This window comes from Rothia mucilaginosa (assembly GCF_964211445.1).
In the GTDB taxonomy this organism is placed as follows: Bacteria; Actinomycetota; Actinomycetes; order Actinomycetales; family Micrococcaceae; genus Rothia; species Rothia mucilaginosa_E.
The window spans coordinates 18,372-43,779 of sequence record NZ_CAXOQT010000021.1 but is presented as its reverse complement, the minus strand read 5'-3'; the positions used below and the strand labels follow the sequence as shown (position 1 = coordinate 43,779).

Annotated in this window: 23 protein-coding genes and 1 tRNA gene; 14 read left to right on the top strand and 10 right to left on the bottom strand. The window is 58.8% G+C overall.

Annotation, left to right across the window (positions count from 1 at the left end; all coding sequences use genetic code 11):
• Positions 1-52: 52 nt before the first annotated feature.
• The gene (locus tag AB8E48_RS06430) at positions 53-1,459 is read right to left on the bottom strand and encodes a class II fumarate hydratase (RefSeq protein ID WP_368886155.1); all 1,407 of its coding nucleotides are present in this window, start codon (positions 1,457-1,459) and stop codon (positions 53-55) included.
• A 224-nt stretch (positions 1,460-1,683) separates the two neighbouring features.
• On the bottom strand, positions 1,684-2,403 hold the full coding sequence (locus AB8E48_RS06425) for a carbonic anhydrase (protein WP_296545526.1): 720 nt from the start codon (positions 2,401-2,403) through the stop codon (positions 1,684-1,686).
• A gap of 419 nt (positions 2,404-2,822) precedes the next feature.
• On the opposite strand from AB8E48_RS06425, the gene glpX reads away from it, so the two are divergent.
• Positions 2,823-3,830: a class II fructose-bisphosphatase gene (gene glpX, locus AB8E48_RS06420; protein ID WP_049355000.1), complete on the top strand. Its 1,008-nt coding sequence runs from the start codon at positions 2,823-2,825 to the stop codon at positions 3,828-3,830.
• 138 nt (positions 3,831-3,968) lie between these two features.
• Here glpX and AB8E48_RS06415 read toward each other — a convergent pair whose 3' ends face one another.
• The 3 genes from AB8E48_RS06415 to AB8E48_RS06405 all read right to left on the bottom strand — a co-directional run bounded on the left by AB8E48_RS06415 (position 3,969) and on the right by AB8E48_RS06405 (position 6,918).
• Entirely contained in the window at positions 3,969-4,970 is a 1,002-nt protein-coding gene (locus tag AB8E48_RS06415; protein WP_368886154.1) for a lipid II:glycine glycyltransferase FemX, read from the bottom strand.
• Between the two features lie 19 nt (positions 4,971-4,989).
• Positions 4,990-5,628, bottom strand: a complete 639-nt coding sequence (gene purE, locus AB8E48_RS06410; RefSeq protein ID WP_368886153.1) for a 5-(carboxyamino)imidazole ribonucleotide mutase — start codon at positions 5,626-5,628, stop codon at positions 4,990-4,992.
• 99 nt (positions 5,629-5,727) lie between these two features.
• Positions 5,728-6,918, bottom strand: a complete 1,191-nt coding sequence (locus AB8E48_RS06405; protein WP_368886152.1) for a 5-(carboxyamino)imidazole ribonucleotide synthase — start codon at positions 6,916-6,918, stop codon at positions 5,728-5,730.
• 368 nt (positions 6,919-7,286) lie between these two features.
• On the opposite strand from AB8E48_RS06405, the gene AB8E48_RS06400 reads away from it, so the two are divergent.
• Complete coding sequence (locus tag AB8E48_RS06400; RefSeq protein ID WP_368886151.1) at positions 7,287-7,904, top strand: GtrA family protein; 618 nt, start codon at positions 7,287-7,289, stop codon at positions 7,902-7,904.
• A gap of 124 nt (positions 7,905-8,028) precedes the next feature.
• On the opposite strand, the gene AB8E48_RS06395 is transcribed toward AB8E48_RS06400, so the two are convergent.
• Positions 8,029-8,829, bottom strand: a complete 801-nt coding sequence (locus AB8E48_RS06395) for a TIGR03089 family protein (protein WP_368886150.1) — start codon at positions 8,827-8,829, stop codon at positions 8,029-8,031.
• Positions 8,830-9,479: 650 nt separating this feature from the next.
• Here AB8E48_RS06395 and AB8E48_RS06390 point away from each other — a divergent pair.
• From AB8E48_RS06390 to AB8E48_RS06380, 3 genes are all read left to right on the top strand, one after another.
• Positions 9,480-9,896, top strand: a complete 417-nt coding sequence (locus AB8E48_RS06390) for a WhiB family transcriptional regulator (protein WP_314657930.1) — start codon at positions 9,480-9,482, stop codon at positions 9,894-9,896.
• Between the two features lie 20 nt (positions 9,897-9,916).
• Positions 9,917-10,144 (top strand): DUF3499 family protein, encoded by a 228-nt coding sequence (locus tag AB8E48_RS06385; RefSeq protein ID WP_368886149.1) that lies wholly within the window; start codon positions 9,917-9,919, stop codon positions 10,142-10,144.
• Positions 10,145-10,290: 146 nt separating this feature from the next.
• A complete protein-coding gene (locus tag AB8E48_RS06380; protein WP_368886148.1) occupies positions 10,291-11,625 on the top strand; it encodes a TIGR01906 family membrane protein in 1,335 nt (444 codons plus the stop codon).
• Positions 11,626-11,760: 135 nt separating this feature from the next.
• Here AB8E48_RS06380 and AB8E48_RS06375 read toward each other — a convergent pair whose 3' ends face one another.
• Complete coding sequence (locus AB8E48_RS06375) at positions 11,761-13,407, bottom strand: dolichyl-phosphate-mannose--protein mannosyltransferase (RefSeq protein ID WP_368886147.1); 1,647 nt, start codon at positions 13,405-13,407, stop codon at positions 11,761-11,763.
• A gap of 183 nt (positions 13,408-13,590) precedes the next feature.
• Between AB8E48_RS06375 and rsmI the strand changes: the two genes are divergently transcribed.
• From rsmI to AB8E48_RS06335, 8 genes are all read left to right on the top strand, one after another.
• Complete coding sequence (rsmI, locus tag AB8E48_RS06370; protein ID WP_368886146.1) at positions 13,591-14,529, top strand: 16S rRNA (cytidine(1402)-2'-O)-methyltransferase; 939 nt, start codon at positions 13,591-13,593, stop codon at positions 14,527-14,529.
• A gap of 53 nt (positions 14,530-14,582) precedes the next feature.
• The gene (locus tag AB8E48_RS06365; protein ID WP_368886145.1) at positions 14,583-15,656 is read left to right on the top strand and encodes a TatD family hydrolase; all 1,074 of its coding nucleotides are present in this window, start codon (positions 14,583-14,585) and stop codon (positions 15,654-15,656) included.
• On the top strand, positions 15,589-15,930 hold the full coding sequence (locus AB8E48_RS06360; RefSeq protein ID WP_368886144.1) for a glycosyltransferase family 25 protein: 342 nt from the start codon (positions 15,589-15,591) through the stop codon (positions 15,928-15,930). The genes AB8E48_RS06365 and AB8E48_RS06360 overlap by 68 nt, the downstream gene beginning before the upstream one ends.
• A 334-nt stretch (positions 15,931-16,264) precedes the next feature.
• Positions 16,265-17,086, top strand: coding sequence for a glycosyltransferase family 25 protein (locus AB8E48_RS06355; protein WP_368886143.1), 822 nt, complete (start codon positions 16,265-16,267; stop codon positions 17,084-17,086).
• A gap of 388 nt (positions 17,087-17,474) precedes the next feature.
• A complete protein-coding gene (locus tag AB8E48_RS06350; protein WP_368886142.1) occupies positions 17,475-18,296 on the top strand; it encodes a glycosyltransferase family 25 protein in 822 nt (273 codons plus the stop codon).
• A 45-nt stretch (positions 18,297-18,341) separates the two neighbouring features.
• Positions 18,342-19,214, top strand: a complete 873-nt coding sequence (rsmA, locus tag AB8E48_RS06345) for a 16S rRNA (adenine(1518)-N(6)/adenine(1519)-N(6))-dimethyltransferase RsmA (protein WP_368886141.1) — start codon at positions 18,342-18,344, stop codon at positions 19,212-19,214.
• A 69-nt stretch (positions 19,215-19,283) separates the two neighbouring features.
• Positions 19,284-20,285: a GHMP family kinase ATP-binding protein gene (locus tag AB8E48_RS06340; RefSeq protein WP_368886140.1), complete on the top strand. Its 1,002-nt coding sequence runs from the start codon at positions 19,284-19,286 to the stop codon at positions 20,283-20,285.
• 123 nt (positions 20,286-20,408) lie between these two features.
• A complete protein-coding gene (locus AB8E48_RS06335) occupies positions 20,409-21,563 on the top strand; it encodes a glycosyltransferase (RefSeq protein WP_368886139.1) in 1,155 nt (384 codons plus the stop codon).
• Between the two features lie 118 nt (positions 21,564-21,681).
• On the opposite strand, the gene AB8E48_RS06330 is transcribed toward AB8E48_RS06335, so the two are convergent.
• From AB8E48_RS06330 to AB8E48_RS06320, 3 genes are all read right to left on the bottom strand, one after another.
• Entirely contained in the window at positions 21,682-22,617 is a 936-nt protein-coding gene (locus AB8E48_RS06330; RefSeq protein ID WP_368886138.1) for a glycosyltransferase family 2 protein, read from the bottom strand.
• A gap of 1 nt (position 22,618) precedes the next feature.
• Entirely contained in the window at positions 22,619-23,101 is a 483-nt protein-coding gene (locus tag AB8E48_RS06325; RefSeq protein ID WP_368886137.1) for an acyltransferase, read from the bottom strand.
• 152 nt (positions 23,102-23,253) lie between these two features.
• A complete protein-coding gene (locus tag AB8E48_RS06320) occupies positions 23,254-25,098 on the bottom strand; it encodes an ABC-F family ATP-binding cassette domain-containing protein (RefSeq protein WP_368886136.1) in 1,845 nt (614 codons plus the stop codon).
• Between the two features lie 231 nt (positions 25,099-25,329).
• Here AB8E48_RS06320 and AB8E48_RS06315 point away from each other — a divergent pair.
• Positions 25,330-25,400, top strand: a tRNA-Gln gene (locus tag AB8E48_RS06315).
• The last annotated feature ends 8 nt before the right edge of the window (positions 25,401-25,408 follow it).

The window sequence follows — 25,408 nt, the reverse complement described above, 5'->3', positions numbered from 1 at the left end:
CCTCCCTCTATGGTTAAGCCGCGAACCTCAGGCGAGATTCAGGGGGGTGAGATTAGAAGTTGCCCAGCATCTTGGTGACGTCCAGAGCCGCATCCAGCTGCTCCTCAGTCACTTCGCCGCGCTCCACGTAACCCAGAGCCACAACTGCCTCACGGACAGTCACCTTGTGAGCCACCGAGTACTTAGCGATCTTTGCAGCAGCCTCGTAACCAATCAGCTTGTTCAGCGGGGTCACGGTCGACGGCGAAGCCTCAGCCAGGAAGCGGCAACGGTCAACGTTAGCGGTCAGACCGTCAACCATCTTCTCAGCGGCAACGCGGGAAACATTAGCGAGCAGGCGGATCGACTGCAGCAGGTTAGCAGCCATCACCGGAATACCCACGTTCAGCTCAAACGCGCCGTTAGTGGAAGACAGAGCAATGGTTGCGTCGTTACCGATGACCTGAGCGGCAACCTGAATGGTAGCCTCACAAATCACGGGGTTGACCTTACCGGGCATAATCGAGGAGCCGGGCTGCAGGTCGGGGATGTGCAGCTCGCCCAGGCCGGTGTTCGGGCCCGAACCCATCCAGCGGATGTCGTTGCTAATCTTCATCAGGCCGTACGCCAGGGTGCGCAGCTGACCGGAAACCTCAATCAGGCCGTCACGGTTAGCCTGAGCCTCGAAGTGGTTACGAGCCTCGGTCAGGGGCAGGCCAGTCTCCTCAGCGAGCAGTTCAATCACGCGAGCGGAGAAACCAGCCGGGGTGTTAATGCCGGTACCCACAGCAGTACCGCCCAGGGGAACCTCAGCCACGCGGGGCAGGGAAGCGTTCACACGCTCAATGCCGTAACGCACGGTTGCGGCATAGCCGGAGAACTCCTGGCCCAGGGTGATGGGGGTTGCGTCCATCAGGTGGGTACGGCCCGACTTCACAACGTCCTTGAACTCAACGGACTTGCGCTCCAAGGACTCAGCGAGCACCTCGAGAGCGGGAATCAGGTCCTTCACCAGAGCCTCGGTCACAGCAACGTGCACGGAGGTGGGGAAGACGTCGTTGGAGGACTGGGAAGCGTTCACGTGGTCGTTGGGGTGAACCTCAATGCCCTTGGACTCCAGGGAACGGGTTGCCAGGGTTGCCAGAACCTCGTTCGCGTTCATGTTCGAGGAGGTACCGGAACCGGTCTGGAAGACGTCAATGGGGAAGTGGGCGTCGTAGTCACCAGTTGCTACCAGATCCGCTGCGTCGCGGATAGCCTGGGCGCGCTCAGCGTCGAGCACCTTGAGTTCCTCATTGGCGGTCGCGGCTGCCTTCTTCACGAGGGCAAGCGCACGAATATGGGCGGATTCGAGGGTCTGACCCGAAATCGGGAAGTTCTCGACTGCGCGCTGGGTCTGTGCACGGTAGAGTGCATCAGCCGGAACGCGAACTTCGCCCATGGTGTCATGTTCAATGCGGTATTCAATGTTTTCAGCCATACCTCTAGGATAGGCGTTCAAAGTGGCTTACGTCGCCTCGAAAAGGTGTCAAAAGAGGAAAAACGCTCATAAATTTTGCGGCGTGAGAAGGTGCAGAAAAACCCCGCCCCGGCAGATGTGCGAACACGCTACCGTGGCGGGGGTATCCCATAGAAAAATCTGTTGTTAAGTGCGAGCGTGTGGGTTCTCGCGCTAAGGCTCGTAACGAGCGGAGAAGAGGAAATCTAGTCCAGATTCTCGGCAACCACAACGCGCGGGGGAGTCTTCACGACCACCGGAAGCGCCTGGGTCGGCGGGTTCTGCGCGTTGTTCTTCTCCTCCGGCAGGGTCAGGTCCTGCGAACTGAACACCAGCTCCGCCTTACCCTCCTTCAGGTGGTAGAAGACACCAATCACGGCGACCTTACCCTCAACCACCGCATCCGAAATGATGTGGGACTGCTCAATAATGCGGATAGCGGTCTGGCGGGTGTGCTCACGCACCATATCGTTGACGACCGGGTTCTCCGGCAGCTTCGGAGACATCACCGAAGGCAGGATGTGCTGCACCAGGTTACGGATGAAGCCGTGCGGCATCTCGCCGGACTCCAGGGACTTGCTGGCTGCGGTCACAGCACCACAGGAGTCGTGACCGAGAACCATCACGATAGGGGTCTCAAACTCCTCAACCGCGTACTCCAGCGAGCCGAGCGCGGCGTTCTCCAGCACATGACCGGCGGTACGCACAACAAAGGCGTCGCCCAGGCCCAGGTCAAAAATAATTTCCGCCGCCAGGCGAGAGTCACCGCAACCGAAAATCGAGGCGAACGGGAACTGACCCGATGCAAGGTCGGTACGGCGAATCGTGTCCTGATTGGGGTGCTCGTTGCTACCCTCAACAAAACGGCGGTTACCGTCCTTCAGACGCTTCCATGCTTCTGCGGGAGTCGGTTGGATGCCGGCCATATGATGCTCCTTAGCGGACAAATACAGATAACGCGGGCTGTCGTAGCCAGCGAATCTGCGAACGGGTATGTGGGGCTTCAGGCGCTCGCGCTGAAGCTGAGTTCCTCGTCAGAAGGAATCCTGACGAATAAGAACCTACCTCAAATATGCCTTAAAAATGCGAAAAATCGCTAGTTTGGCGCGCCTTCACAACCCCAATCTCAGTACCCAATCGACAAATACCACGCGAAGAGAGACACAGCCCTCACCAATTTGCCGCATCTGCTCACCTTAAAGTCAACACGCACGCAAACTCGTTCAGAACAAGAAAAACGAAGCCTGCGCGCGCTATCCTGAAAGGAGCACTACTGCGTCGGCGACTTCGTGCTGGAAAGAACCAGCCAGCCGACGGTGTATTCAGAAATCTCGAAGGTGAGTCTATGACTACGAACAACAACCACGGCGATCGCAACCTCGCAATGGAACTGGTCCGCGCGACTGAAGCAGCAGCAATTGCTGCAGGCCCCTGGGTCGGCGCAGGCGAAAAGAACCTCGCAGATGGTGCAGCCGTAGACGCAATGCGCTACCGCCTCTCCACCGTCAACTTCAACGGCACCGTCGTCATCGGTGAAGGCGAGAAGGACAAGGCTCCCATGCTGTACAACGGCGAGAACGTCGGCGACGGTTCCGGCCCCTCCCTCGACGTGGCAGTGGACCCCATCGACGGTACCCGCCTGACCGCACTCGGCATGGACAACGCCCTTTCCGTGATTGCTGTGGCAGACGGCGGCACCATGTTCGACCCCTCCGCAGTGTTCTACATGGAGAAGCTGGTCACCGGCCCCGAAGCCGCAGAGTTCGTGGACCTGCGCCTGCCCGTCAAGCAGAACCTGCACCTGGTCGCTAAGGCTAAGGGCAAGAAGGTCAGCGAGCTGACCGTATGCGTGCTGGACCGCCCCCGCCACGCCAAGCTCATCCAGGAGATTCGCGAGGCAGGCGCCCGTACCCGCATCATTCTCGACGGTGACGTCGCAGGCGCTATCGCAGCTTGCCGCGAGAACACCGGAGTGGACCTCATGCTCGGCACCGGCGGCACCCCCGAAGGCGTCGTCGCAGCATGCGCTATCAAGGCAACCGGCGGCGTTATCCAGGGTCGTCTGGCACCGACCGACGAGGCTGAGCGCGAAAAGGCACTGGAAGCCGGCCACGACCTCGACCGCGTGCTGACCACCAACGACCTGGTCACCAGCGATAACTGCTTCTTCGCCGCAACCGGCATCACCGACGGTAAGCTGCTGCGCGGCGTGCGCTACAGCAAGAACGTTGTGACCACCCAGTCGCTGGTTATGCGTTCCTCCTCGGGCACCGTGCGTACCGTTGAGGCTGAGCACCGCCTCTCCCGCCTGCGCGAGATTCTCTCGCACACGAAGAGCCCCGGCGAAGCCTAAGCCTTTGAGGTAGCCCCCAAGCATAAAGGAGCCGCCCCCGACCGAATCACTCGGTTGGGGGCGGCTCCCTGTGCATATAGCTCGTATATTTAGCTTTTAGCCCTCAGAACCTACCCAGAGCGGGGCGCCTAAAGTTCTCTAGCGAGAGCGGAAGGACTGAACCTTTGCCTTCGCCTTTGCCACTGCGTCACGAACTGCCGGGCGTGCCTTGTACGCCAGGGTGTAGGCGCGGTAGCCCAGCGAGGACACCGGAACATCCCAGGTACCCGGGTACTCCACCGACTCGCCGCCGAAGGACTTCTTGAACTTGGTGAAACCAGCCCACTCGTGGTCCGGCTGATCCTCCGGCGCAATGCCGAAGAGGTCAACGTACTTCAGACCCTTACGCTTAGCGTCCAGGATGAAGTTTGTAACCACCACAACACCTGCAGCAAGTTTGCGATGCTCGAAGGAAGCCGCCGCATGCGCGTAGGTGCGGGTGTCATCCGAATCGTACACGAACGCCGCCGCAATCGGGGTGCTCTCACCGTTCTCGTCGGTCAGCTTCGCAATGTAGAGCGACGCCGCACCGGCGGGCATCAGCACGCGAGCAACCTGCATCAGGTAGTCGTCGTGCTGACGGTTGAAGCCGTTGCGGTCTGCGGTCTCCTCGAGGAAGCCAAAGAGAATCGACATATCCGCAGGATCGGTCGAGACCTCGACGGTCACACCCTTCTTGTGGAGATTACGATGACGATTACGATAGCTGGAACTCATTCCCTTGAGGATTTCGTCCTCGGTGCCCGAAAGGTCAATAATCTGCGTGTGCGAAGGCTGCACCTGGCGGGGAGCCAGCACCGCGCCGCGACGAGCCAGGAACGTCGCGGCATCCTGGTCGCCCCAGATTGCCGCTTCGGTAGGCTCGATGCGCACAAACAGGCAACGATGCTTCGCAGCCTCTTCCTTCAACGACGCGAGAGCCTCGTCGAAAGCCACAGCGCTGGAGGCGACCGGTCCGTACGGGCTGTACAGGTAGCGGCCGGTAGCGCCGCCCTCAACGGTCGCAAGGTACGACCAGCCGTTACCGCTCTTACGGATCACGGTGTGACCATTAGATTCCTGAAAACGTGCCCAAATATCGGACTGAAGAATATTGCTCATCCTTCTAGTGTATCCGAGCTTAGGGAACGTAAGCCTGGGGCTCCGAGGAAGCCTCGGGAGCGGGGGCGGGACGAGCAGCGGAGGTGCTCTCCTCCGCCTCACGCTCAGCGGCTGCCTTAGCCTTCGCCTCGGCTACGCGGGTGCGCAGAGCCGCGCCCTTGTCCATCGCGGTCTGGCGCAGATTCTGAGAGAACTCACGCAGGTCAGAGTGGACCTGCTGAGCGAATGCGTCAGTACCCGAGCCCAGAATGCGCAGGGCCAGCAGACCCGCATTGCGAGCACCATTAATGGAGACGGTAGCTACCGGAACACCGGCGGGCATCTGGACAATCGACAGCAGCGAGTCCATGCCCTCGAGGTTCTTCAGACGCACCGGAACACCAATCACCGGCAGAGCGGTGACGGAAGCGAGCATACCGGGCAGGTGAGCGGCACCGCCGGCGCCAGCAATAATCACGCGAATACCGCGGCTGTGAGCCTTCTTGCCGTACTCAATCATGTCCTCGGGCATGCGGTGAGCAGAAACGACATCAGCCTCGTAAGGGATGCCGAACTCTTCCAGAACCTCGGCTGCGGCCTCCATGACCGACCAGTCCGAATCCGAACCCATCACAATACCGACGATAGGCTGGGAAGAATCATAGGGAGACTGAGACATAATCCTCATATCCTTTCAGGATGCGGTGGCGAACCACCATCAATAGGGTGCGTCGGATACGCAGGATGCTCTCACCCCACGCACCGGCTAAAAATAGGGCTACAGGGGGCGGCCGTCACGCAAAATGGAGGCGGCATTCGCGGCGCTATGGCGCAGATCTTCAAGCTCAGCCACCGTGCCCGTAATGTTCACGTGACCAATCTTGCGGCCCGGACGGGTTTCCTTGCCGTAGAAGTGAATCTTGGCGCGCGGCTCTGCCGAAAGCGCCAGCGGGTAGACGCCGAAAATGTCTTCGTTCTCGCCGCCCAGGTAGTTCTTCATCACTGCAACGCCCTCCAGCACGGAGGTGTCGCCCAGCGGCAGATCAAGCACCGCACGCAGGTGCTGCTCGAACTGGCTGGTCACCGAACCGTCCTGAGTCCAGTGGCCGGTATTGTGCGGGCGCATCGCCAGTTCGTTGATGTAGAAGCCGGCGGGGGAGCCGGGAACCTCAAAAAGCTCAGCAGCCATCACACCGGTGACGCCCAGCTCGGAAGCAATAGTCACGGCGGCGGAGGCTGCAGCCTCAGCAATCTCGGGGTCCAAGTTCTGTGCGGGGGCAATGACCTCATCGCAAATGGAGTTCACCTGGATGGTCTCAACGACCGGCCAGGGGCGCACCTCGCCGCTTTCACGGCGAGCAACCAGCGCGGAGAGCTCACGGGTGAAGGGCACCTTCTCCTCAGCGAGCAGGGCGGAGAAATCAGTGCGGGAAGGCAGCTGCTCGAACCACTCGGCGCTGCGCTCGCGAGCCTCGGCGGGAGAATCCAGAACAAGAACGCCCTTGCCGTCGTAGCCGCCGCGCGGGGTCTTCAGCACCACGGGCCAGCCAATCTCATCACCGAAGGCGAGCAGCTCGTCCAGGGTAGAAACCTCAGCCCAACGTGGGTTCGGCAGACCCAGGCGCTCGACAGCCTTGCGCATCAGGAGCTTGTCCTGAGCGTACTGCAGGGCTTCGGGGCGGGGCTGTACATTTACGCCCTCCGCCATGAGAGCGCGCAGAAATTCGGTGGGCACGTGCTCATGATCGAAAGTGATGACATCCTTGCCGCGAGCAAATTCGCGGAGGGTGTCCAAATCTTTGTAATCCCCGACGGGTGCGGTACGTACCGCTGCCACGGCGCCGACGGTGGGCGCCTCCGCAAGAATCTGCAGGTCGAGGCCAAGGTTAGTTGCTGCGGGTGCCATCATGCGGGCCAGCTGGCCTCCGCCGATGACGCCAATTACGGGTCCAGTCACAGGGTAAGTCACAGCACCTAAGTGTACCGGTTTCAGAGTGCTTATGGGAGCAAGACCACATTAAGGTCACAGAATGAGTGCCAGGGAGGTGAAACAATCCAGCGCATAGATCCTTGCGCGGTTGATGTAACGCGGCGGATACGCGGTAAAGCCCTCAGGTGTGCCTCTTCGGCATCATCAGGGGCAAGGTGAACGGAGGCGTCCCGATAGCTGGGAGGTCCGTGGAAAAACTCTCAAAGGTACAAACAACCCACCGGGACTGTATTAACATATAAGAGCTTGTAAAAGAGGCTGAAACAACCGCCGGGCATCGCGTGACCAACGCCCACCGTCGCATATCGCCCCTTTTTCCCGATAAAACTCCGCTAGATAGGCCCCGTATGAGCGCACAGACGAAACCGACCCTCACCGAACGCTTGAAATCCCTCTGGGACAGCTACGGTATTGAGGTGCTCAAATTCGGTACCGTGGGCGGCGCCGCCTTCATCGTAAACTCTGTGACGGTGTGGGTGCTGATGATGACCATCATGTCGGAGTCCCACACCAAGGCGAAGGTCGTTGCAAGTGTTGTCGCAACCATCTTCTCCTGGCTCATGAACCGCCTGTGGACCTTCCGCGACTCCCGCTCCGAGAACTGGAAGCGCGAAGCTATCGAATTCGGCTTGGTCAACCTGCTCGGCATCCTCGTTGAGGCCGGCTGTGTGGCATTCAGTACCTACGTGCTGAACCTGCGCACCCCCGAGGCGTCCTTCATCTCCGGTACGATCATCGGTACCATCCTGGGCACCATCCTTCGCTACTTCCTCTACCGCTTCTGGGTGTACGGTTCGCACCGCCAGAAGGTTGACGAAGGTGAAGGCACCGACCACGAGGAGCTCGGCCGCATGTTTGACGAGGCAGCCGCTATTCTCGACGGCGAAGAGCCCGCAGCACGTAAGGCAACCTCTGAAGCGGCTGCATCCGAGGCGCAGTCGAAGCCCGGTTCGCAGAACTCCTAGACCCGCCTAACACCGACCATCAGCTAAGACTTGTTCCAAAAACTTATCCCCCGATACACGCTGTATCGGGGGATAAGTTTTTTAAAAATCTAGAAACTTTGGAAGACTCACTAGGCGCGGGAAACTAGCTGCGGGGAATCTCCACTGCACGCTCGGAATCCATCAGGGATGCCAGCTGCTCATCCTGCCAGTCCACGCTCGGGTCAGCCACAAACACCGCATGACCGGAGAGCAAAATCGCCAGAACCTCCAACAGGGCGCTCATGGTCGCCTCCGACGCATCAAAAGCGTAATCGGGGCTCAACTCCAGCGCGAGCGCACGCTGCCCCGAAGGTAGCGTATAGCCCGCCGTGCGATAAATCTGCGCCTGCGCGAGCGCCTGCTCGTAAGCTTCCGCATAGGTGAAGCCCTCAAGCACCTCTGCCGAGTCATCCGGAAGCATACCGGAGTACTGGTCGCCAAAGCTACGCACCAGCGCGCAATAATCGAGCACCTCATCGGCATGGGAGGACAGCGCCTGCAGGTCACCGGTGTAAGAAAGCGCCAGCGGGGCACGATCAACCGCCAGAAGGTACGCGGGGTCGTTCGTGTAGCCAGCCTCCTGCTCGGCGCAGACCGCAGCAACCAGCGGCTCATCCTGGTTCAGCAGGGCACCCACACGCAGCGCCGCCAAACCCAGAACAATAGTGCGCCAGTGCAGGGGAGCCTGAAGGTCAAAGCCCTCACCGGGCTCCAGTTCGCATTCTTCAACCAGCAGGTTTGCGCTCTTATCAACCCAATTCATGAGGACCCTGCCGGAGAGCTCAATGCGCTCGCCATTTGCCGAGTACCAGATGAGCGCGGGGGTTTGCTGGCTGCTGAGCTTCTCGAAGAAGCGGTTCAGAGTTGTGGGCACGGAGGGGCCGGTGGGGGAGAGAGTAACCATGGGTTTCACTCTACCGTACGGGCTGAAGGACGGTTGGGGAGAAGGTGCGTGGCGGTAAACGATACAGGGGTAAAGTAAAAACTTCTAAGGGCACCTTAAAAACCTAATGGCTCGAAATATTTGACAGTCCTAATGCGTCATTTGGGGATATGACATAAATATGAATTGGAAATGTAAATGCTTCGCAATGCCTCGGAAAAATATTCAGAAACCGTATAGTGGAAAAGATAAGTTTTTCTTATCTAATTATTAGATTCTTTCTCTGTGGTCGAGGGGGCAGGGCAAGGTGAACGTCGTGCGCCCCCTATATTTGCAGCCAGGATGCGGAATTTGCAGACAGTGGAAAGTGGCCTGGAGAAGGGAAAATTTGAGGCAGTCTTGAGTTGTGAATAGGTGCAAGTGGCGTGCAGGAAAATATATAAAGGTCAAATTCACATTAAATATGACGTCCCTAACACATACATCTAAACAATGTTTAAGTCTAGTTTGACGAATCGGCGTGTCGCACGTCTAATAGATATATAAGCGCGTTTGCTTTGGGGGACCGTAGAGGCCAGAGCAAACTATGCCACACCATACACACTAAGATTCCGTTCACAACGGATCCGCAGACTCATTAAGCTCACAATGAGAACACGGAAGGAAAACCCATGGGCTCCTATATTGCATCGGACCGCTCCATCGCGGCCGCGCGCGCATCAGGCGCTCAGCACCGTAGCATGAATCCCACTCAATCCCTCGAAAAAGCTGCCGACGCCTTTCTCGCAGACGCAGAACGAAACATGCCGCCCTGCACCGACGTATGGACCGCAGCGGCAGGACTCTACGGAACCGAAGGCGAAGACGGAGAACTCGCCTGGCAAGCTGAAGCACTCTGCGCCCAAACCGACCCCGAAGCCTTCTTCCCCGAGAAGGGTGGCTCCACCCGAGACGCCAAAAGGGTATGCGGTGTATGCCCCGTGCGTGAAGAATGTCTACAATATGCAATGGACAATGACGAGCGCTTCGGAATCTGGGGCGGCCTGTCAGAACGTGAACGTCGCCGACTCCGCAAGCAGGCGAGCTAAGCCAGGAAGGTACCATCCACATGCAGACCGCACGACTGTGCTCCCGCCAGACCTGCCAGCGAGAGGCGACTGTTACTCTCCAGTACTCCTACGCAGACTCCACGGCAATCATCGGCGCTCTCTCTGAATTTCGCGAACCCCACGCCTACGACCTCTGCGACGACCACGCCGCACGCCTGACGGCACCGCAGGGCTGGCGAGTGGTCTACAAGGTACCCATCCAGAGTTCGGACACCGCCGAAGCGTAAAATTCGAATCCAAGATTTAAACACCTGAATGCAAAGAACCTTCCGTGAATTCACATGGAAGGTTCTTCGCATATGAGAAACTGGCAGATAGTACAGACACCCGCAACTCACTCAAACACCAATCACTCGAAAAGAACACGAGATCAATGAGCAAAGAAACACACCGAGGAATGTGGGGCGCACTGCGCCCGGCCATCCGCCGTACCAGCGCCGACGAACTTCTCCAGGCCCGCCGAGCCGACGCCGCAATCAGCGAACCGGCACCTCACACCGGCGCCTTCGGACGCATCGCCGCAGACGTACCCACCGTTGCCGAAGAACCCGACCTGCCCACCGGCTCCGTACCCGTCGTCCCCGCACGCAGTAAACTCCGTGAGCAGGGCGTCGGCACCCGCGTGCGCACCCGCACCAACGTCTCCACCGGTTTCGTGCCCCTCGTCCGTGATTCGAAGAGCACCCCCAAAAACCCGACCCTCAGCGACCTCAACCGCGAAACCATGCAGAAGGCCGCCGAAGCAGAAGCCTCAGCCACTGCAGAAGCTGAAAAGGCCGCTGCATCAGACACTGTCGCCACCGCGGAGGCGGCAAGCACCTCCACCGCCGGACGTAAATACCGCACCGAAACCACCCGCACCGGCCACACCCAGGCAGTTGCAGACCCCAACGCACCCCTGTCCTCTCTGGCTTCCTCGCCCGAGGCAGCTGAACGCGCCGCAGCCCGTGAAGACGCCGTGGAAGACACCCCGCGCCTCCTCAAGCTTCGCGCAACCCTCATCGCGCTGACCGTACCGCTGACCGTACTCATAATCGCGATTCGTGCCGTCGCTTCCGCGCCGTTCCTCTGGCTCGAATACCACCGACCCGGATTCCCCGAAGACAGCTACGGCTACTACCTCATCGAAAGGATGCGCCTGGGCTCCTACGGCGTGGACTACATCAACAACTTCGCGCCGCGAGAATACCTCGCCCGCGTCACCACCGGTGCCGACAACACCCTCGCCTTCACCGAAGCAGAAGTGAACCACATGCACGACGTGAAGTGGGTGCTGCTCATCGCCACTGTTGCCGTAGCCGCGCTCTTCCTGGTGACGCTCTTCAGCAGCATCTCTCTGCGTGAGCGCGCCCCCGGAACCATTCGCCGTAGCCTCTTCGCTGGCACCTGGATTACCCTGGGACTCATCGTGGTGCTCGGCGTGGTGGGCGTCTTCGGCTGGGAATGGCTGTTCACTACCTTCCACCAGGTGTTCTTCCCGCAGGGCAACTGGGAATTCTCCGTGCGAAGCTCCCTAATTCGCCTCTACCCGCCGCAGTTCTGGATCGATGCGGCAATCGCCGTAGCGGTCCTCGTGGCAGCGCAGATTACCCTCCTGCTCGTGACCACCTGGCCCACCAAGTACCGCAAGCTCAAGGCAGAACGCCGCCGCCAGGAACGCCAGGAACTGCGCGTCAAGCTCGCCTCCGCACGAGTCGGCGAGAACTAAATTCCATAAGCCTTCTCGTTTCCCACGTTAGAGTGCAGAGGGCACAGCAAAGGGGGCTGGGCTCTACCCATACGGTAGAACCCAGCCCCCTTAGCTATACCCAAGCACGTATCACCCGGCTTGCATCATCCGAGCCTAAATCCAGGACTTAAACCACATATGCGAATACCACTGCTCATACGGAATCACCTGAGCAGTCCACAGCGGCATAAAGTACGCGCTCAACACCAACACGCCCACCAGGTAAATCGCCACCAGTGTCACGCCCAAACGAGCACGCAACACCGAACCGCGAGCACCCGACAGCACCAGACCTAAAGTACCCGCCAACAGCAGGATCAGGAACGGCTCAAAGGACAGTGCGTAGAAGTAGAACATCGTGCGGGTCGGGTACATAAACCACGGGAAATAGCCCGCACCGAACACAACCAGCAGCGCACCAAAACGCCAATCCCGCTTCAGCAGCAGAACCAGAAGCGCCACAATAATCGCCGGAATAAACGCCCACCAAATCGCCGGGTTACCGATATTCAAAATAGCCTCGGAGCAGGACTTCACGGTACAACCCGAAGAACCCAGCTTCGGCGACTCATAGTAGTACGAGGTCGGGCGACCCAAAACCAGCCACTGCCACGCCTGCGAAGCATACGTGTGCGGGCTACTCAAACCCGAATGGAACTTGAACGCCGAGACATGGTACTCCCACAGGGAACGCAGATCCTCAGGGAGCCACATAACGCCCTTGCCGGGGTTCTCAACAGCCCAACGGCGGAAATACGCATTCGACGACTGGAACCAGCCCGCCCAAGTGCTCAGATACACCAGCAGACCCACACCAATCATCTGGAAGAACGCGGGGATGCCGTCACGCACCAGCGCCGTCAAACCCCACTTGTTCAGACCCACAATACGGCGAGCATTAATATCCCAGAACACCGTCAGCAGACCCAACGCCGCTACAAAGAACAACGAATTCCACTTCACGCCCACAGCGGCACCGGCACACACACCGGCAGCAAAACGCCACAGGCGCAGACCCATGCTCGGGCCCCACGGCATCGGCGGAAGCACACCGCTATTCTGACGTGCCGCCTCCGCAATATGGCGCGCCAACACGCGCCGCGCCTGAACACGGTCAAGCACCAGGCACACAAAAGTCGCCAGAATCCAGAACATCTGGAAGATATCCAGCAGAGCCAGGCGAGACTCCACCAGCATCAGACCATCCACAGCAGCCAACAGCGCCGCAATAGTCGCCACCGTCATCGAACGGAACAGCAGCCAGCCAGCATACGCAATCAACGCCACCGACAGAGTGCCAATCACCGCAGCAGAAACACGCCAACCAAAGGGATTATTATCACCAAAAATTGCCATGCCCGCGGCAATCATCCACTTACCTAACGGCGGATGCACCACATACTCCGGCGAATCCGTCAACAGACCCGACGGATGACCCGCCGCGAAAGACGCATTAGCGTCTTTCGACCAGCTCAACTCATAGCCGTAATGCACATACGAGTAGGCATCCTTGGCGTAGTAGGTCTCATCAAAAACAATGGCATTCGGATGCGCCAAATTATAAAAACGCAGAATACCGGCAACCAGCACAATCAGTGCAGGTGCCAGCCAACCCCAACGCGGGGCACGAATATAGGCAACAGCGAGCGCATCCAGCAGCGAATCGAGGCTGTAACGACCACGTTCAGACGAAGAACGGGCAGAACCAGCCGAACCAGCCGGAGCGGCAGATGCGGGAGAAAGTAGCTTAGGTATCTTCACCCCATCAATCCTAAAGGGTCAGAACGCACGATGCACCATTTCAGCCCGTGAACGGCTTATATGACGCACCCGGAACCCCACCCGCACAGCCACATGTACCGGCCACCCTGCCCGGCGCCGCTCAGAGCGCGGGCGTTACACTTAGTGGGTACACGAAGACCAGACACAGACACGAGGCCTGCCATGACCGCACCCGCAGAATACACCGAAGAAATCGTCGACCCCGCAGAAACGGTCGAGGCACCCGAGATTGACACCGCTGACGCTGCTGTCACCTCTGAAGAAGGCGGCGTGCTCATCCTCGGCGGCACCCCCATCGGCAACCTCGCTGACGCCTCCGACCGTCTGCGTACTGAACTTGCCACCGCAGACCTCATCGCCGTTGAAGACACCCGCAAGCTGCGAACCCTCGCCTCCGGGCTTGGTGTGCGTACCCGCGGTCGCATCATCGTCAACCACGACCACAACGAAGAAGAACGTAGCGAAACCATCGTTCAGGCGGTACAGGACGGCCAGCGCGTGCTCCTGCTCTCGGATGCGGGCATGCCCACCATCTCCGACCCCGGCTACGTTGCCGCCGCAGCCGTCGCGGAAGCCGATCTGCCCGTCACCGTGGTGCCCGGCCCCTCCGCCGCGCTGACCGCGCTCGCGCTCTCGGGCCTACCCACCGGACGATTCACCTTCGAAGGCTTCCTCGCCCGCAAGGGCTCCGAGCGCACCCGCCGCCTCGCATCGCTGGCGGGGGAAGAGCGCACCATGATCTTCTACGAATCCCCGCACCGCACCGCCGCAACCCTCGCGGACTTCGTGCAGACCTTCGGCGCCGACCGCCGCGGAACCGTCAGCCGTGAGCTAACCAAGCTCCACGAAGAGGTTCGACGCGGTACCCTGGCAGAGCTTGCCGAATGGGCTGAGTCTGAACGCGTCCGAGGCGAAATCGTCATTATAGTTGAGGGTGCACAAGCCCCTGAAACCCCCGAAGCGCAGGACGTCGTGCAACTGGTCCTCGACCGAGTGGCTGGCGGCGAGCGCCTCAAGAGCGCCTGCGCCGCGGTCGCCGCCGAGACCGGCACCTCCAAGCGTGACCTGTACGAGGCGGCACTGGCCGCCCGCTCCGAATAGCCCAGACTTACCCCACAGTATTACCCCCAAGTTTTTATCCCGAGGATTTATCAATGTGTCAGAGCCACCCCGGTCCTGAAATCACCCAGGAGTACCTGAACTCCCTCGCCGCCCTGGCGAACTACACCCTGCCCACCCCCACGGCGCTCCAGGTAACCGCCCTGCCTAACGGCTGGGAGCCGGTGCCCGGTGAAGTACCCGCCCCCTATCAGGCGGAACTCTACACCGGCATCAGCGACGCCGAAGGCGGAGAAGGAACCCGCCGCCGCTCCACCACCGGCGAGAACGGCCGCAGCCGCAACCTGGTCTTCCCGCCCGCCCCCGAGCCGTTGCCGTACCCTATCGTGGATAACCACACCCACATGGACCTGCTCGACGGTGAAGTAGAAATCAGCGCCCGAGACGCGCTCGACGCCGGTGAGAAGCTCGGTATCGGTGCCATCGTGCAGGTCGGATGCGATATCCCCTCCTCCCTGTACGCGGTCGCCGCAGCGCAGGCTGATGAGCGCGTCCTCGCCGCCATTGCGATTCACCCCAACACCGCCCCCGAACTGGCTGCAGCCGGTCAGCTGGAGGCAGCGCTCGCCACCCTCGATGAGCTTGCCACCGCCGACCGTGTGCGTGCTATCGGTGAGACCGGCCTGGACTATTTCCGCACCGGTGAGGAAGGCAAGGAGACGCAGCACCACAGCTTCCGCGAGCATATCCGCATTGCGAAGAAGCATAACCTGGCGCTGCAGATTCACGACCGCGACGCGCACGAGGACGTTGTGCGCATCCTGGATGAAGAAGGCGCGCCGAAACGTACCGTGTTCCACTGCTACTCGGGCGGCCCGGAGCTTGCCGCAATCTGCAATGAGCGCGGCTGGTACATGAGCTTTGCCGGTACCGTGACTTTCAAGAACTCGAAGGGTATTCAGGAGTCGTTGGCGATGGCTCGCCCCGAGCTGATTCTGGCCGAGACGGATGCGCCGTTCTTGACCCCGCATCCCTTCCGCGGCCGCCCGAATGCGTCCTACATGACGAACTACACGGTGCGTTTTATGGCGGCTCACCGCGGTGAGGATCTGGAGGCGCTCTGCCGTCGTATTCGTGAGAATTCGGAGCGCGTGTACGGCCAGTGGTAGGCGCGTACAGCCTGTAGCTGATAGCTACTCTGGGGCGCCCACTCCGGCTGAGCGTGGCTGCATGCTTAGCCACGTGAAGATGTGGGAGGACTTCGTCGCATCGGATCCTGAGTGGGCTCTGATTGCTGAGGATGACATCCTTACTTCTCCGGATGCCGAGGCGGTAGTGGACGCAATCATCACCAAGTACCCGCAGGTTCAGCTGGTGAACCTGTGCGATGCCTACTCGTTCAAGGCAGGCACCATGAACCCGCGCCTGGGCGTGGGGAAGTAAGTAAGCCTCTTTAAGAAAGCTCCTCTTTGTCATATATGTATGGCAGGGAGGGGCTTTTTTGTTGCCGTTTTCAGCCCTAGTGCGCGAGGTAGCGCGTAACGTGCGAGACATAACAGGGGGGCTGCACGCCAATTGCCAGGTGCTATCTTCCTTTGAGTGATAGTGTATCTTTATACATACAATTCATCGCTCACTGACTAAGCAATTTATTATCGCGTGCATATTTTTGGCGCGCTTTGTGCTTGTCGGTGCCAAGTCAATACTCGGTACTCATGCATGGCTTCTGTCGTTTCAGATAAGGACTGTATGGGTGTGCCACAGTAAAGGGAAACTCATGGCAAAAATCCTGAAATACGTTCTGGGAATGGACGACGCTAACCGGTTTGATTCTTTCTTTTCGGTGGGCGCACCCGCTCAAGATTTTCAGCGTTATTCTGCGGTGGATAACCGCGATGATCACGTCACTGACGCGGAATACGATAGCAAGATGTTCTTGACCCGTTACGGTAACGAGCCGAAGCCCGCCGAGAAGGGCTGTATGTTGAGCCACTACCACATGTGGAAGGACTTCCTCGCTTCGGATGCTGACTGGGCTCTGATTGCTGAGGACGATATCCTCATTTCCCCTGACCTGCAGCCTGTAGTGGAGAGGATTATCGAAAAGTATCCTCACGTGCAGATGGTTAACCTCTGCGATGGCTACGCTACCGAAGCTGGCAAGCTGAACCCGCAGGTTGATTATCCCCGTCTTTCGTTGCTTTCTCCTTTTGTGTACGGCAAGTACCGTATGGGTAGTTTCTATAGCTCAAAGCCCCTGTATGGTGCTGCCTTGTATCTTCTTTCGCGTTCTGGGGCTGAACGACTCGTAGAATGTTTTGGCGAGACGGTTCCTGGCGTTGTTGCTGATGATTATTCTCTCTACCGAGAATGGGGGGTGGACGTATATTTGGTGCAACCCGGCCTGTGCGGTTGGGAAGGTACTAGCCTCATCCAAACTTCTGGCGTTCGTCACTTGGAAAGTCTCAAGAGCACGCAGCATGGCACCGGCTTTCTCGATCGGTTGCGCATTACCCTGGCGCTGAAGAAGCGTATTGCGAACGCGAAGAATATTCTGGAAGCCACTATCGATGATGTGAAGCAGCGTCTGGGACGATAACCCAGAGACGGATTGGGCTGCTTTCATCACATAAAAATGTGAATACGTGGGCCTTCTGCCTGTCTTTTATCCCCTCCCTATCGTGTCTATGCGGTAGGGAGGGGATTGTTTTTGCTGTGCACCGGTACGACGCGTGTCGTGCCGCGTTTTAACCTGCGGACACCTGAGATTGGCACCCGGTGAATGATAGAATTCTTTCTACATTGCACAGTAGTGTGCGTATTTATCACACGCTCAATATTCAGACTTCATGCCATTAACGCACCGATTTTTAAGATTGACGAATCCTTTGGTTGTGCAGGTGGTCTGATGTTCTGAAAACTCATCATTAACCAATTGCAATCTTCTATTGCTTAGGTTTTCTGGATGAGCTATTGAAGGGAAAAATATGGCAAAGATTCTGAAGTATGTTCTGGGCCTGGACGGTGCTAACCGTTTTGACTCGTTCTATTCTGTGGGCGCTCCCGCACAGGGGTTTGTCCGTTACTCCGCGGTGGACAACCGTGATAACCACGTCACTGATGAAGAGTTTGACGTTGAGTTTTTCCGTAGCCGTTGGCATCGTGACCCTAGCCCCGCTGAGAAGGGGTGTATGCTCAGCCATGTGAATATGTGGCGTGACTTTATTGCGAGCGATGCCGATTGGGCGCTGATTGCCGAAGACGACATCCTTATTTCTCCTGACGCGGAGGCGGTGGTGAATGCAATCATCACGAAGTACCCGCAGGTGCAGCTGGTGAACCTCTGCGATTCTTTCGCGAATGATGCCGGCAAGCTGAACCCGCAGGTGGAGTACATCCGTCTGTCTCTGCTGTCTCCTTTTGTGCACGGTAAGTACCGTATGGGTAAGCCGTACGGTACCTGGCCGCTGATTTGTACGGGTCTGTACCTGATTTCTCGTTCGGGTGCCGAGCTGCTGCTCAAGCAGTTTGAGGATAAGGCTCCGGGTACTGTGGCTGATGATTATAGGCTGTACCAGCAGTGGGGTGTGGATGTGCGTTTTGTGCAGCCTGGCCTGTGCGGCTGGGAGGGCAGTAGCGTCATCCTGGAATCGGGTAAGCGTCATCTGGACAAGGTGAACCGTCTCAATCACGGTACCGGTCCGCTGGACCGAGTGCGTATTGCTTTGGCTCCGAAGAAGCGTATAACGAACGCTAAGAACGCTCTGGAAGCCACTCTTGATGAGGTAAAGCAGCGTTTCTCGCGGTAACCTAAACTGTAACCTCCCCACCATCCACCTATGTGAAGGAACGCTGTGAACGATCTGCCCCTGCTCGGCCCCGCTGAGATTCGTGAGCTTGCCGAGATGCTCGGTATTCGCCCGACGAAGACTCTTGGGCAGAACTTTGTGATTGACCCCAATACGATTCGTCGTATCGTCAACGCGGCAGAGATTTCACCGGAGGAGACGGTGCTGGAGGTCGGCCCGGGCCTGGGCTCGTTGACCCTTGGCATCCTGGATGCTGCGAAGGATATGGTGGCGGTTGAGATTGACCCGCCGCTGGCTCAGCAGCTTCCGCACACGATTGAGAAGTTCCGCCCCGAGAAGGCGAGCGATATTGACGTGGTGCTGATGGATGCTCTGAAGGTGACGGAACTGCCCCGCACCCCGGATGCTCTGGTGGCGAACCTGCCCTATAACGTGGCGGTTCCGGTGCTCCTGCACCTGTTTGCGCAGTTCCCGAGCATTCGTCACGCCCTGGTGATGGTTCAGGATGAGGTTGCCGACCGTCTTTCGGCGACCCCCGGTTCGAAGATTTACGGTGTGCCCTCGGTGAAGGCTAATTGGTATGCCGAGGTGTATAAGGCGGGCGTGATCGGCAAGAACGTGTTCTGGCCTGCGCCGAAGATTAACTCGGGTCTGGTGGGCTTCCGCATGCGCGAGGAGCCGCTCTCTACCGTGGACCGCGACCTGGTGTTCACGATTATTGATGCGGCATTCGCTCAGCGTCGTAAGACTCTGCGCGCCGCGTTGAGCTCCTGGGCGGGCTCGGGTGCGCGTGCGGAGCAGATTCTGGTGGCGGCAGGTATCGCTCCGACGGAACGCGGTGAGAAGCTGGATATTCATGGCTTCATTCGCATTGCGGAGGCTTCGCTGACCGTCCCGGCTGAGCCCGCTGCGGAGTAGTTTTCTTCCCGCTCTGAATTTTTCTCTGACGTTCTCACGCGAGTTCCCGCGCGAAAGGTGTATGCGCTGATGAGTACCGCCTCCCAGACCGCCATTTCGGTTGATGCTCCCGGTAAGGTCAATCTGTACCTAGCTGTGGGGGACGTCCGCCCGGACGGCTACCACCCGCTGACTACGCTTTTTGCGGCGGTCTCTTTGACGGAGACCATCACGGTCTCTGAAGGGGTTGCCCCCGGGCTGAGCCTGAGCATGGATATTGTGCCCGGCTCCCTGGTGGATCAGCAGATGCAGGCGGGGCAGTTCGACCCCGCCGATGTGCCGATGGATGAGCGGAACCTCGTGTACCGTGCCGCCGAGCTGATTCTTGCTGAGCACGGTATTGATTCTGCCCCGGCGCTACACCTGCATATTGCAAAGGCTGTGCCCGTGGCAGGCGGTATGGCGGGCGGCTCTGCGGATGCGGCTGCCGCCCTCATTGCTACGGACCGCTACCTGCACGCAACCGGCCGCACAGGCACGCTCCTGACCCAAACGGATTACGAACGTCTTGCCGCGCAGCTGGGCGCCGATATTCCCTTTAGTGTGCGTGCTGCGCTCGGTCAGGCCCTTGCCCTGGGGCAGGGGACCGGTACCGAGCTGCAGAACGTCGCAGCGCCTCAGGAACCCCTGCACCTGGTGATTGTTGCCGCACAGTTTGGTCTCTCCACCCCCAGCGTGTTCAAGCAGCTGGACGCGGGGCGCGCCTCGGGGCTGTACCCCGCCTCCGGCGAGCTGGTGGAACCCGTAGAGCTTCTGAACGCCCTGAACTCGTATGACGGTTCGGAGGCGGCGCTCGCCTCCCTAGCACCCCTGCTGCGTAACGACCTGCAGGCTCCTGCGCTTTCGTGCGCCCCGCAGCTAGAACAGACCCTGAACCTGCATGACAGCGAGGGCGTGTATGCTTCGCTGGTCTCTGGCTCCGGTCCGACGGTACTTCTGCTGACTTCTTCGCAGGCCCGTGCGGAGACTCTTGCTACCTCTCTTCGCGCTGAAGGTCACCACGCCGTAGCTAGCAAAGTAACTAGTACATAGCTTTTCTATCTGTCACACTAGATAACGATTTATCACTCACTGACTTCTACCGTTCTCTGGCTGAAAGGGAGAATACGATGAAGGTTAAAAATATTGTTATCGCCCAGGACCGTTTTAGCCTTCTTGGCGGTATTACGACCGTTAACAGGATTTCTGGGTAGGGCTTTTGAAGAAGCCGGATACAACGTTAGCTATCTGGCTCTCTACGACAACGTAGGAGATAACTCTGATGCAGTAACTCCTAATTTTGTTATCCGTTCTGGTTCACTTGTCTCGAAGACTACCCATAACAAGCTGGTGTACAACAACCCCGGGCCCCTGGGCGCTGTGCTGGCGGCTAAGAAGGTGTTTACCCTTCTGTGGGATTGCTATAACGCAGCGCGTACCCGCCGTTACCTGAAATCATTGGGCAAAGATACCGTTATTTTGACCTCTATGACCAATATTGCTGAGTATCTGATGGACTATGCACGAAAGGATCAGAAGCGGGGGATTGGGTATCTCTATGAATTCCACAACGCTTTCGATAGCTTTTACCGCACAACTCGTGAAAAGACCCTCCAAGATATCGGGCGCTACTATGACTCCTTCATCTCGCTTTCTGAAGGAGATGCGGAGCTCTTTGCTCAGTGGCTGAAACGTCCGGTTGATGTGGTCTCTAACCCTAATGCTTTTATCACCTCTGAAATCCAGAAGAAGGTTATGGGTATAGCTCAGCAGAAGAAGCCAATTATTCAGTATGTTGGCCGGTATGGTGCTGAGAAGGGCCTGACGCGCATTCTGGAGAGCTTCGTTGCGTGCGCACCGGAGTTCCCGGAATGGATTCTGAAGCTCAACGGCAGTGGAGATGGAGATGACGAGACTGAACGTCAGATGCATGAACTTCTCGAGACCCTTGAACCTGCCCTCGCCGAGCGTATCGTGGTGGGTGGACCCCTGAGCTCCGAGCAGGTGCTTGAAGCCTATGCTGAAGCATCATTGACCATTTGTGCCTCTGATTTTGAGGGTGGCCCCATGTCTTTGCAAGAGGGCATGCGCGTTGGTACGCCTTTGGTTTCTTACCCCTCCAGCTATCTATTGTTGGACTATTTGCCTGAATTCGGCTATCTCGCTGAAGAACGTAGCGTTGAGGCGCTGACGAAGCAGCTACGCCTGGCTATAGGTGATGATGAATTGAGGGCTAAAAAATCTGCTTTGTGCGTTGAGAAGTCCTCTATTTTCTCTCCCGAATATATTGTTCAGTGTTGGGAGAAGGTTTTTGGCTCTATCCACCGTTAGCTGTAAGCGCCGAGGAATGCTTATATAGAAGAATGCCGGTTCTAGATTTAATCTAGAACCGGCATTCTTCTATATCCTCTGCAGGCTAACCATTAGAGGTGCATCGAAAGATACGTTATTATCCCATGAGCTGACGCTCCGGAACCGCACGGAAACGATACTGGAACATACCTTCAAGCGCACCCAGGTTCGCACCGGCTTCTCGTGCACCCACCAGGCGAGTAGCGGGGGAAAGCAGAAGCGGCAGGGACTTCGCCAGGGCTATGACCGAGTACTTGATGCTGGGGCCGTTCATACCCTGATCCTTGAAACGCATCCACAGGAGCATGCGGTAGTGCTGGTAGTTACGTTGCTGACGGAAAATCTGCTTTGGGGTGGAGCGAAGACGGTAGCGTACCAGCGAGGCGTAGGTCTTGTAGAAGGGCACGCCGCTTAGGCTCACGCGCCAGGAGAAATCAGTCTCTTCGGACCCCGCGACGTAGCTACAATCCATGCCGCCGTTACGTATGTATACATCGCGCGGGACGGAGAAATTGCAACCGGTAATTGAGGGCAGGAAACCCGCGAAGGGAGGTACCTGGTCTTCGGTCTCTACCAGGGAGGGATTCGCCAGGACCTTCTCGTCCGAGTCGAGCGGAACACCGTAGGCCTTGAGCACCTCGACGGGGTTGTCGTTGTGCAGGTTGGCGCCCGAAACAAGTGCCGGACCGTGCTCATCCTGGACCGCCAGATGACCGTCCAGCCACCCGGTTTCTACGTAGTCGTCTGAGTCGCAGTAGACGAGGATCTTACCGCGTGCCTCACGCGCGCCGACGTTACGGGCATTAGCGGGGCCCTTAATGTTGCTGGAATCTACCCAACGCAACGGGTAGGGGGCGTTGAACCTCTCTACCAGTGCGCGGGTATTATCAGTGCTACCGTTGTCGCTGACCAGCACCTCGAAAGAGCGGCTAGTTTGCTGTTCAGCCAGGGCTTGTAGCTGCTTTTCAATGAATGCGGCGCCGTTGTAGACAGGAATCACGACGGAGGCTTCGTACGCGTACTTTTCGCTCATGTTATTCACCGAGTTCCCTGACGCGGCGGGCGGGGACACCGGCGTACAGGCCATTCGGCTCGCAGTCGGAGACCACCACAGCACCTGCGGCAATCATGCATCCGGCGCCGATGGTGACGCCAGCAATGACGGACACGTTCTGGCCGAGCCAGGAACCATCACCAATCACGATGGGAGCCTCAACATTTTTTCCTGCACGCTGGCGTGAGGGGCCCATCTCGTGGCTTGCGGTGCATAGGGTGACGCGCGGGCCCAGGTAGACGCGGTCGCCCATCTGGACTGCGCAGTCGATAAAAATATCACGGTTAATCCAGCAACCGGAGCCAATTTGGGCGCCGGGAAGAATCTCGGCACTAGGACATACGTAAGTGCCATCACCAATGGAGACGCCAGCGGCGCGGAGTTTTTCGATGCGTGCCGCGCGGCGCTTGGTTTTCTGCTTCAGAAAATGCTGGTGCTTGAGCTGTTTGAGAGTGTTGAGCATGAATACCTTCATCAGGGTGTACAGGGAAAAATGCTCCCTAAAAGTGTTAAAGGTTACTATCTAATGGTAGCGGGACGCCGCCTCAAAAGGAAGCAGCATCCCGCGTGTGCGGAGTAGAAATCCGCTGTTACATATGGCACGTGAAGTTGGCGTTACCCCAGCAGCTCGGAGAGTTCGAGCCAGCGCATTTCTAGCTCGTCAATCTCATCCTGAAGTGCCTGCTGTTGCTCACCGAGTGCCGCCAATCCAGCGTAGTCGGAGGCATCGTGGGCGCTCATCTGTTCGGAGAGTTTCTCCTGCTCCGTAGCGAGCTTCGCAAGACGGCGCTCAATCGCACCGGACTCCTTCTGCGCCGCACGCTGCTCGGCACCAGAAACCTTCGGCTTAGCAGCTGCCTCTGCCTCCTGCGCTGAAGCTTTCTGCGTCGGGGCGGTGGAACGGGCCTGCGCGGAGCCCGCGGCCGAGCCGCCAGCACCGGCCGCCGAGAGGGCCAGGTACTCGTCCACGCCGCCGGGCAGGTGACGGAACGAACCGTTAATCACGGCGTACTGCTGGTCGGTCACGCGCTCCATGAGGTAGCGGTCGTGGCTGACCACCAGCAGGGTTCCCGGCCAGGTGTCCAGCAGATCCTCCATCGCGGCGAGCATATCGGTATCCAGGTCGTTGGACGGCTCGTCGAGAATCAGTACGTTCGGTTCATCCAGCAGAATCAGCATGAGCTGCAGGCGGCGCTTCTGACCGCCCGAAAGGTCTTTGACCGGGGTAGACAGCTGCGCACTGGTAAAGCCCAGACGCTCCAGCATCTGCGAGGGGGATAGCTCCTTGCCGTCAGCAATGTAGCTACGCTTCTTACGGCCAATCACATCCGAGACGCGGTCGTTCTCGACCTCCTTCAGCTCGTCCAGCTGCTGGGTGAGGGTCGCAATCTTCACGGTCTTGCCGTGCTTGACGTGGCCCTCGGTCGGCTTCAGGTCGCCGGTCACCAGCGAAAGCAAAGTCGATTTACCCGCGCCGTTCACACCCAGGATGCCGGTGCGCTCGCCGGGAGCAATGCGCCAGGTGACCTTCTTCAGCACGGGGCGCTTGCCGCCGGGCAGGGAGGGGTCGTCGTAGGTGACCGAGACGTTCTCGAGGTCCACCACGTCCTTGCCGAGGCGGGAGACCGCCATCTTCTTCAGCTCCACGGTGTCGCGCACGGGCGGAACGTCCGCAATGAGGGCGTTGGCCGCGTCGATGCGGAACTTCGGCTTGGAGGTACGCGCGGGGGCGCCGCGACGCAGCCACGCGAGCTCCTTGCGCATCAGGTTCTGGCGCTTAGCCTCAGCCGCGGCTGCCTGGCGGTCACGCTCAACGCGCTGCAGGATGTACGCAGCGTAGCCGCCCTCGAAGGGCTCGACAATGCGGTCGTGAACCTCCCAGGTGTCGGTGCAGATTTCGTCGAGGAACCAGCGGTCGTGGGTGACGACCATGAGACCGCCGGCGTTCTTCGACCAGCGGGACTTCAGGTGGCCGGCGAGCCAGGTGATGGCCTCGACGTCCAGGTGGTTGGTGGGCTCGTCGAGCATCAGCACGTCCCACTCCTGCGCGAGCAGGGAGGCCAGGGCCACGCGGCGGCGCTGACCGCCGGAGAGGGACGAGACCGGTGCATCCCAGGGTAGGTCGGAGACCAGGCCCGAGATGACGTCGCGGATGCGCGCCTGCGACGCCCACTCATATTCGGGGGTGTCGCCCACGATCGCGTAGCCGACGGTGTGGTCGTCGTCGAGGACATCGGACTGATCCAGGTAGCCGATGCGGGTGCCGCCGCGCACGGTGACACGGCCGGAGTCCGGTTCGAGCCGGCCGGCCAGAATCTTCATGAGGGTGGATTTGCCGTCGCCGTTGCGGCCGACAATGCCGATGCGGTCGCCTTCGTTCAGACCGACCGTGATGCCTTCAAAGATGGTTCGGGTAGGGAATTCGAGGTGCAGCGATTCGCCGCCAAGTAGATGTGCCACGCCTTCTAGGGTACAGGGTGAGTCTTCGGTTCAAGTAGCGCTCCAAGCTTTGATGAGGGGCTACATCAGTGTTGAGAAATGCCGCGGGGTTTTGCCTGGGTGCGCGGCGAGGTTGAGGACAGATATTTGATAAACTGAGGAAAGCATTTCCTGCATTGCGCTGTTCTGTGCCCAAAAGGCGGCTGATGACGGTGGGAACTTTTAAAGGACTTACCGGTGATGTATGGATAATCCGCCATGGTGTAATGGCAGCACAGCGGCCTTTGGAGCCGTTTGTCTAGGTTCGAGTCCTAGTGGCGGAGCGTAAGCA

Excerpts from the sequence above, each read along its gene's own strand:
- AB8E48_RS06430 (WP_368886155.1), bottom strand. The coding sequence starts at position 1,459 with ATGGCTGAAAACATTGAATACCGCATTGAACATGACACCATGGGCGAA.
- AB8E48_RS06425 (WP_296545526.1), bottom strand. The coding sequence starts at position 2,403 with ATGGCCGGCATCCAACCGACTCCCGCAGAAGCATGGAAGCGTCTGAAG.
- glpX (WP_049355000.1), top strand. The coding sequence starts at position 2,823 with ATGACTACGAACAACAACCACGGCGATCGCAACCTCGCAATGGAACTG.
- AB8E48_RS06415 (WP_368886154.1), bottom strand. The coding sequence starts at position 4,970 with ATGAGCAATATTCTTCAGTCCGATATTTGGGCACGTTTTCAGGAATCT.
- purE (WP_368886153.1), bottom strand. The coding sequence starts at position 5,628 with ATGTCTCAGTCTCCCTATGATTCTTCCCAGCCTATCGTCGGTATTGTG.
- AB8E48_RS06400 (WP_368886151.1), top strand. The coding sequence starts at position 7,287 with ATGAGCGCACAGACGAAACCGACCCTCACCGAACGCTTGAAATCCCTC.
- AB8E48_RS06395 (WP_368886150.1), bottom strand. The coding sequence starts at position 8,829 with ATGGTTACTCTCTCCCCCACCGGCCCCTCCGTGCCCACAACTCTGAAC.
- AB8E48_RS06390 (WP_314657930.1), top strand. The coding sequence starts at position 9,480 with ATGGGCTCCTATATTGCATCGGACCGCTCCATCGCGGCCGCGCGCGCA.
- AB8E48_RS06385 (WP_368886149.1), top strand. The coding sequence starts at position 9,917 with ATGCAGACCGCACGACTGTGCTCCCGCCAGACCTGCCAGCGAGAGGCG.
- AB8E48_RS06380 (WP_368886148.1), top strand. The coding sequence starts at position 10,291 with ATGAGCAAAGAAACACACCGAGGAATGTGGGGCGCACTGCGCCCGGCC.
- rsmI (WP_368886146.1), top strand. The coding sequence starts at position 13,591 with ATGACCGCACCCGCAGAATACACCGAAGAAATCGTCGACCCCGCAGAA.
- AB8E48_RS06365 (WP_368886145.1), top strand. The coding sequence starts at position 14,583 with ATGTGTCAGAGCCACCCCGGTCCTGAAATCACCCAGGAGTACCTGAAC.
- AB8E48_RS06355 (WP_368886143.1), top strand. The coding sequence starts at position 16,265 with ATGGCAAAAATCCTGAAATACGTTCTGGGAATGGACGACGCTAACCGG.
- AB8E48_RS06350 (WP_368886142.1), top strand. The coding sequence starts at position 17,475 with ATGGCAAAGATTCTGAAGTATGTTCTGGGCCTGGACGGTGCTAACCGT.
- AB8E48_RS06340 (WP_368886140.1), top strand. The coding sequence starts at position 19,284 with ATGAGTACCGCCTCCCAGACCGCCATTTCGGTTGATGCTCCCGGTAAG.
- AB8E48_RS06330 (WP_368886138.1), bottom strand. The coding sequence starts at position 22,617 with ATGAGCGAAAAGTACGCGTACGAAGCCTCCGTCGTGATTCCTGTCTAC.
- AB8E48_RS06325 (WP_368886137.1), bottom strand. The coding sequence starts at position 23,101 with ATGCTCAACACTCTCAAACAGCTCAAGCACCAGCATTTTCTGAAGCAG.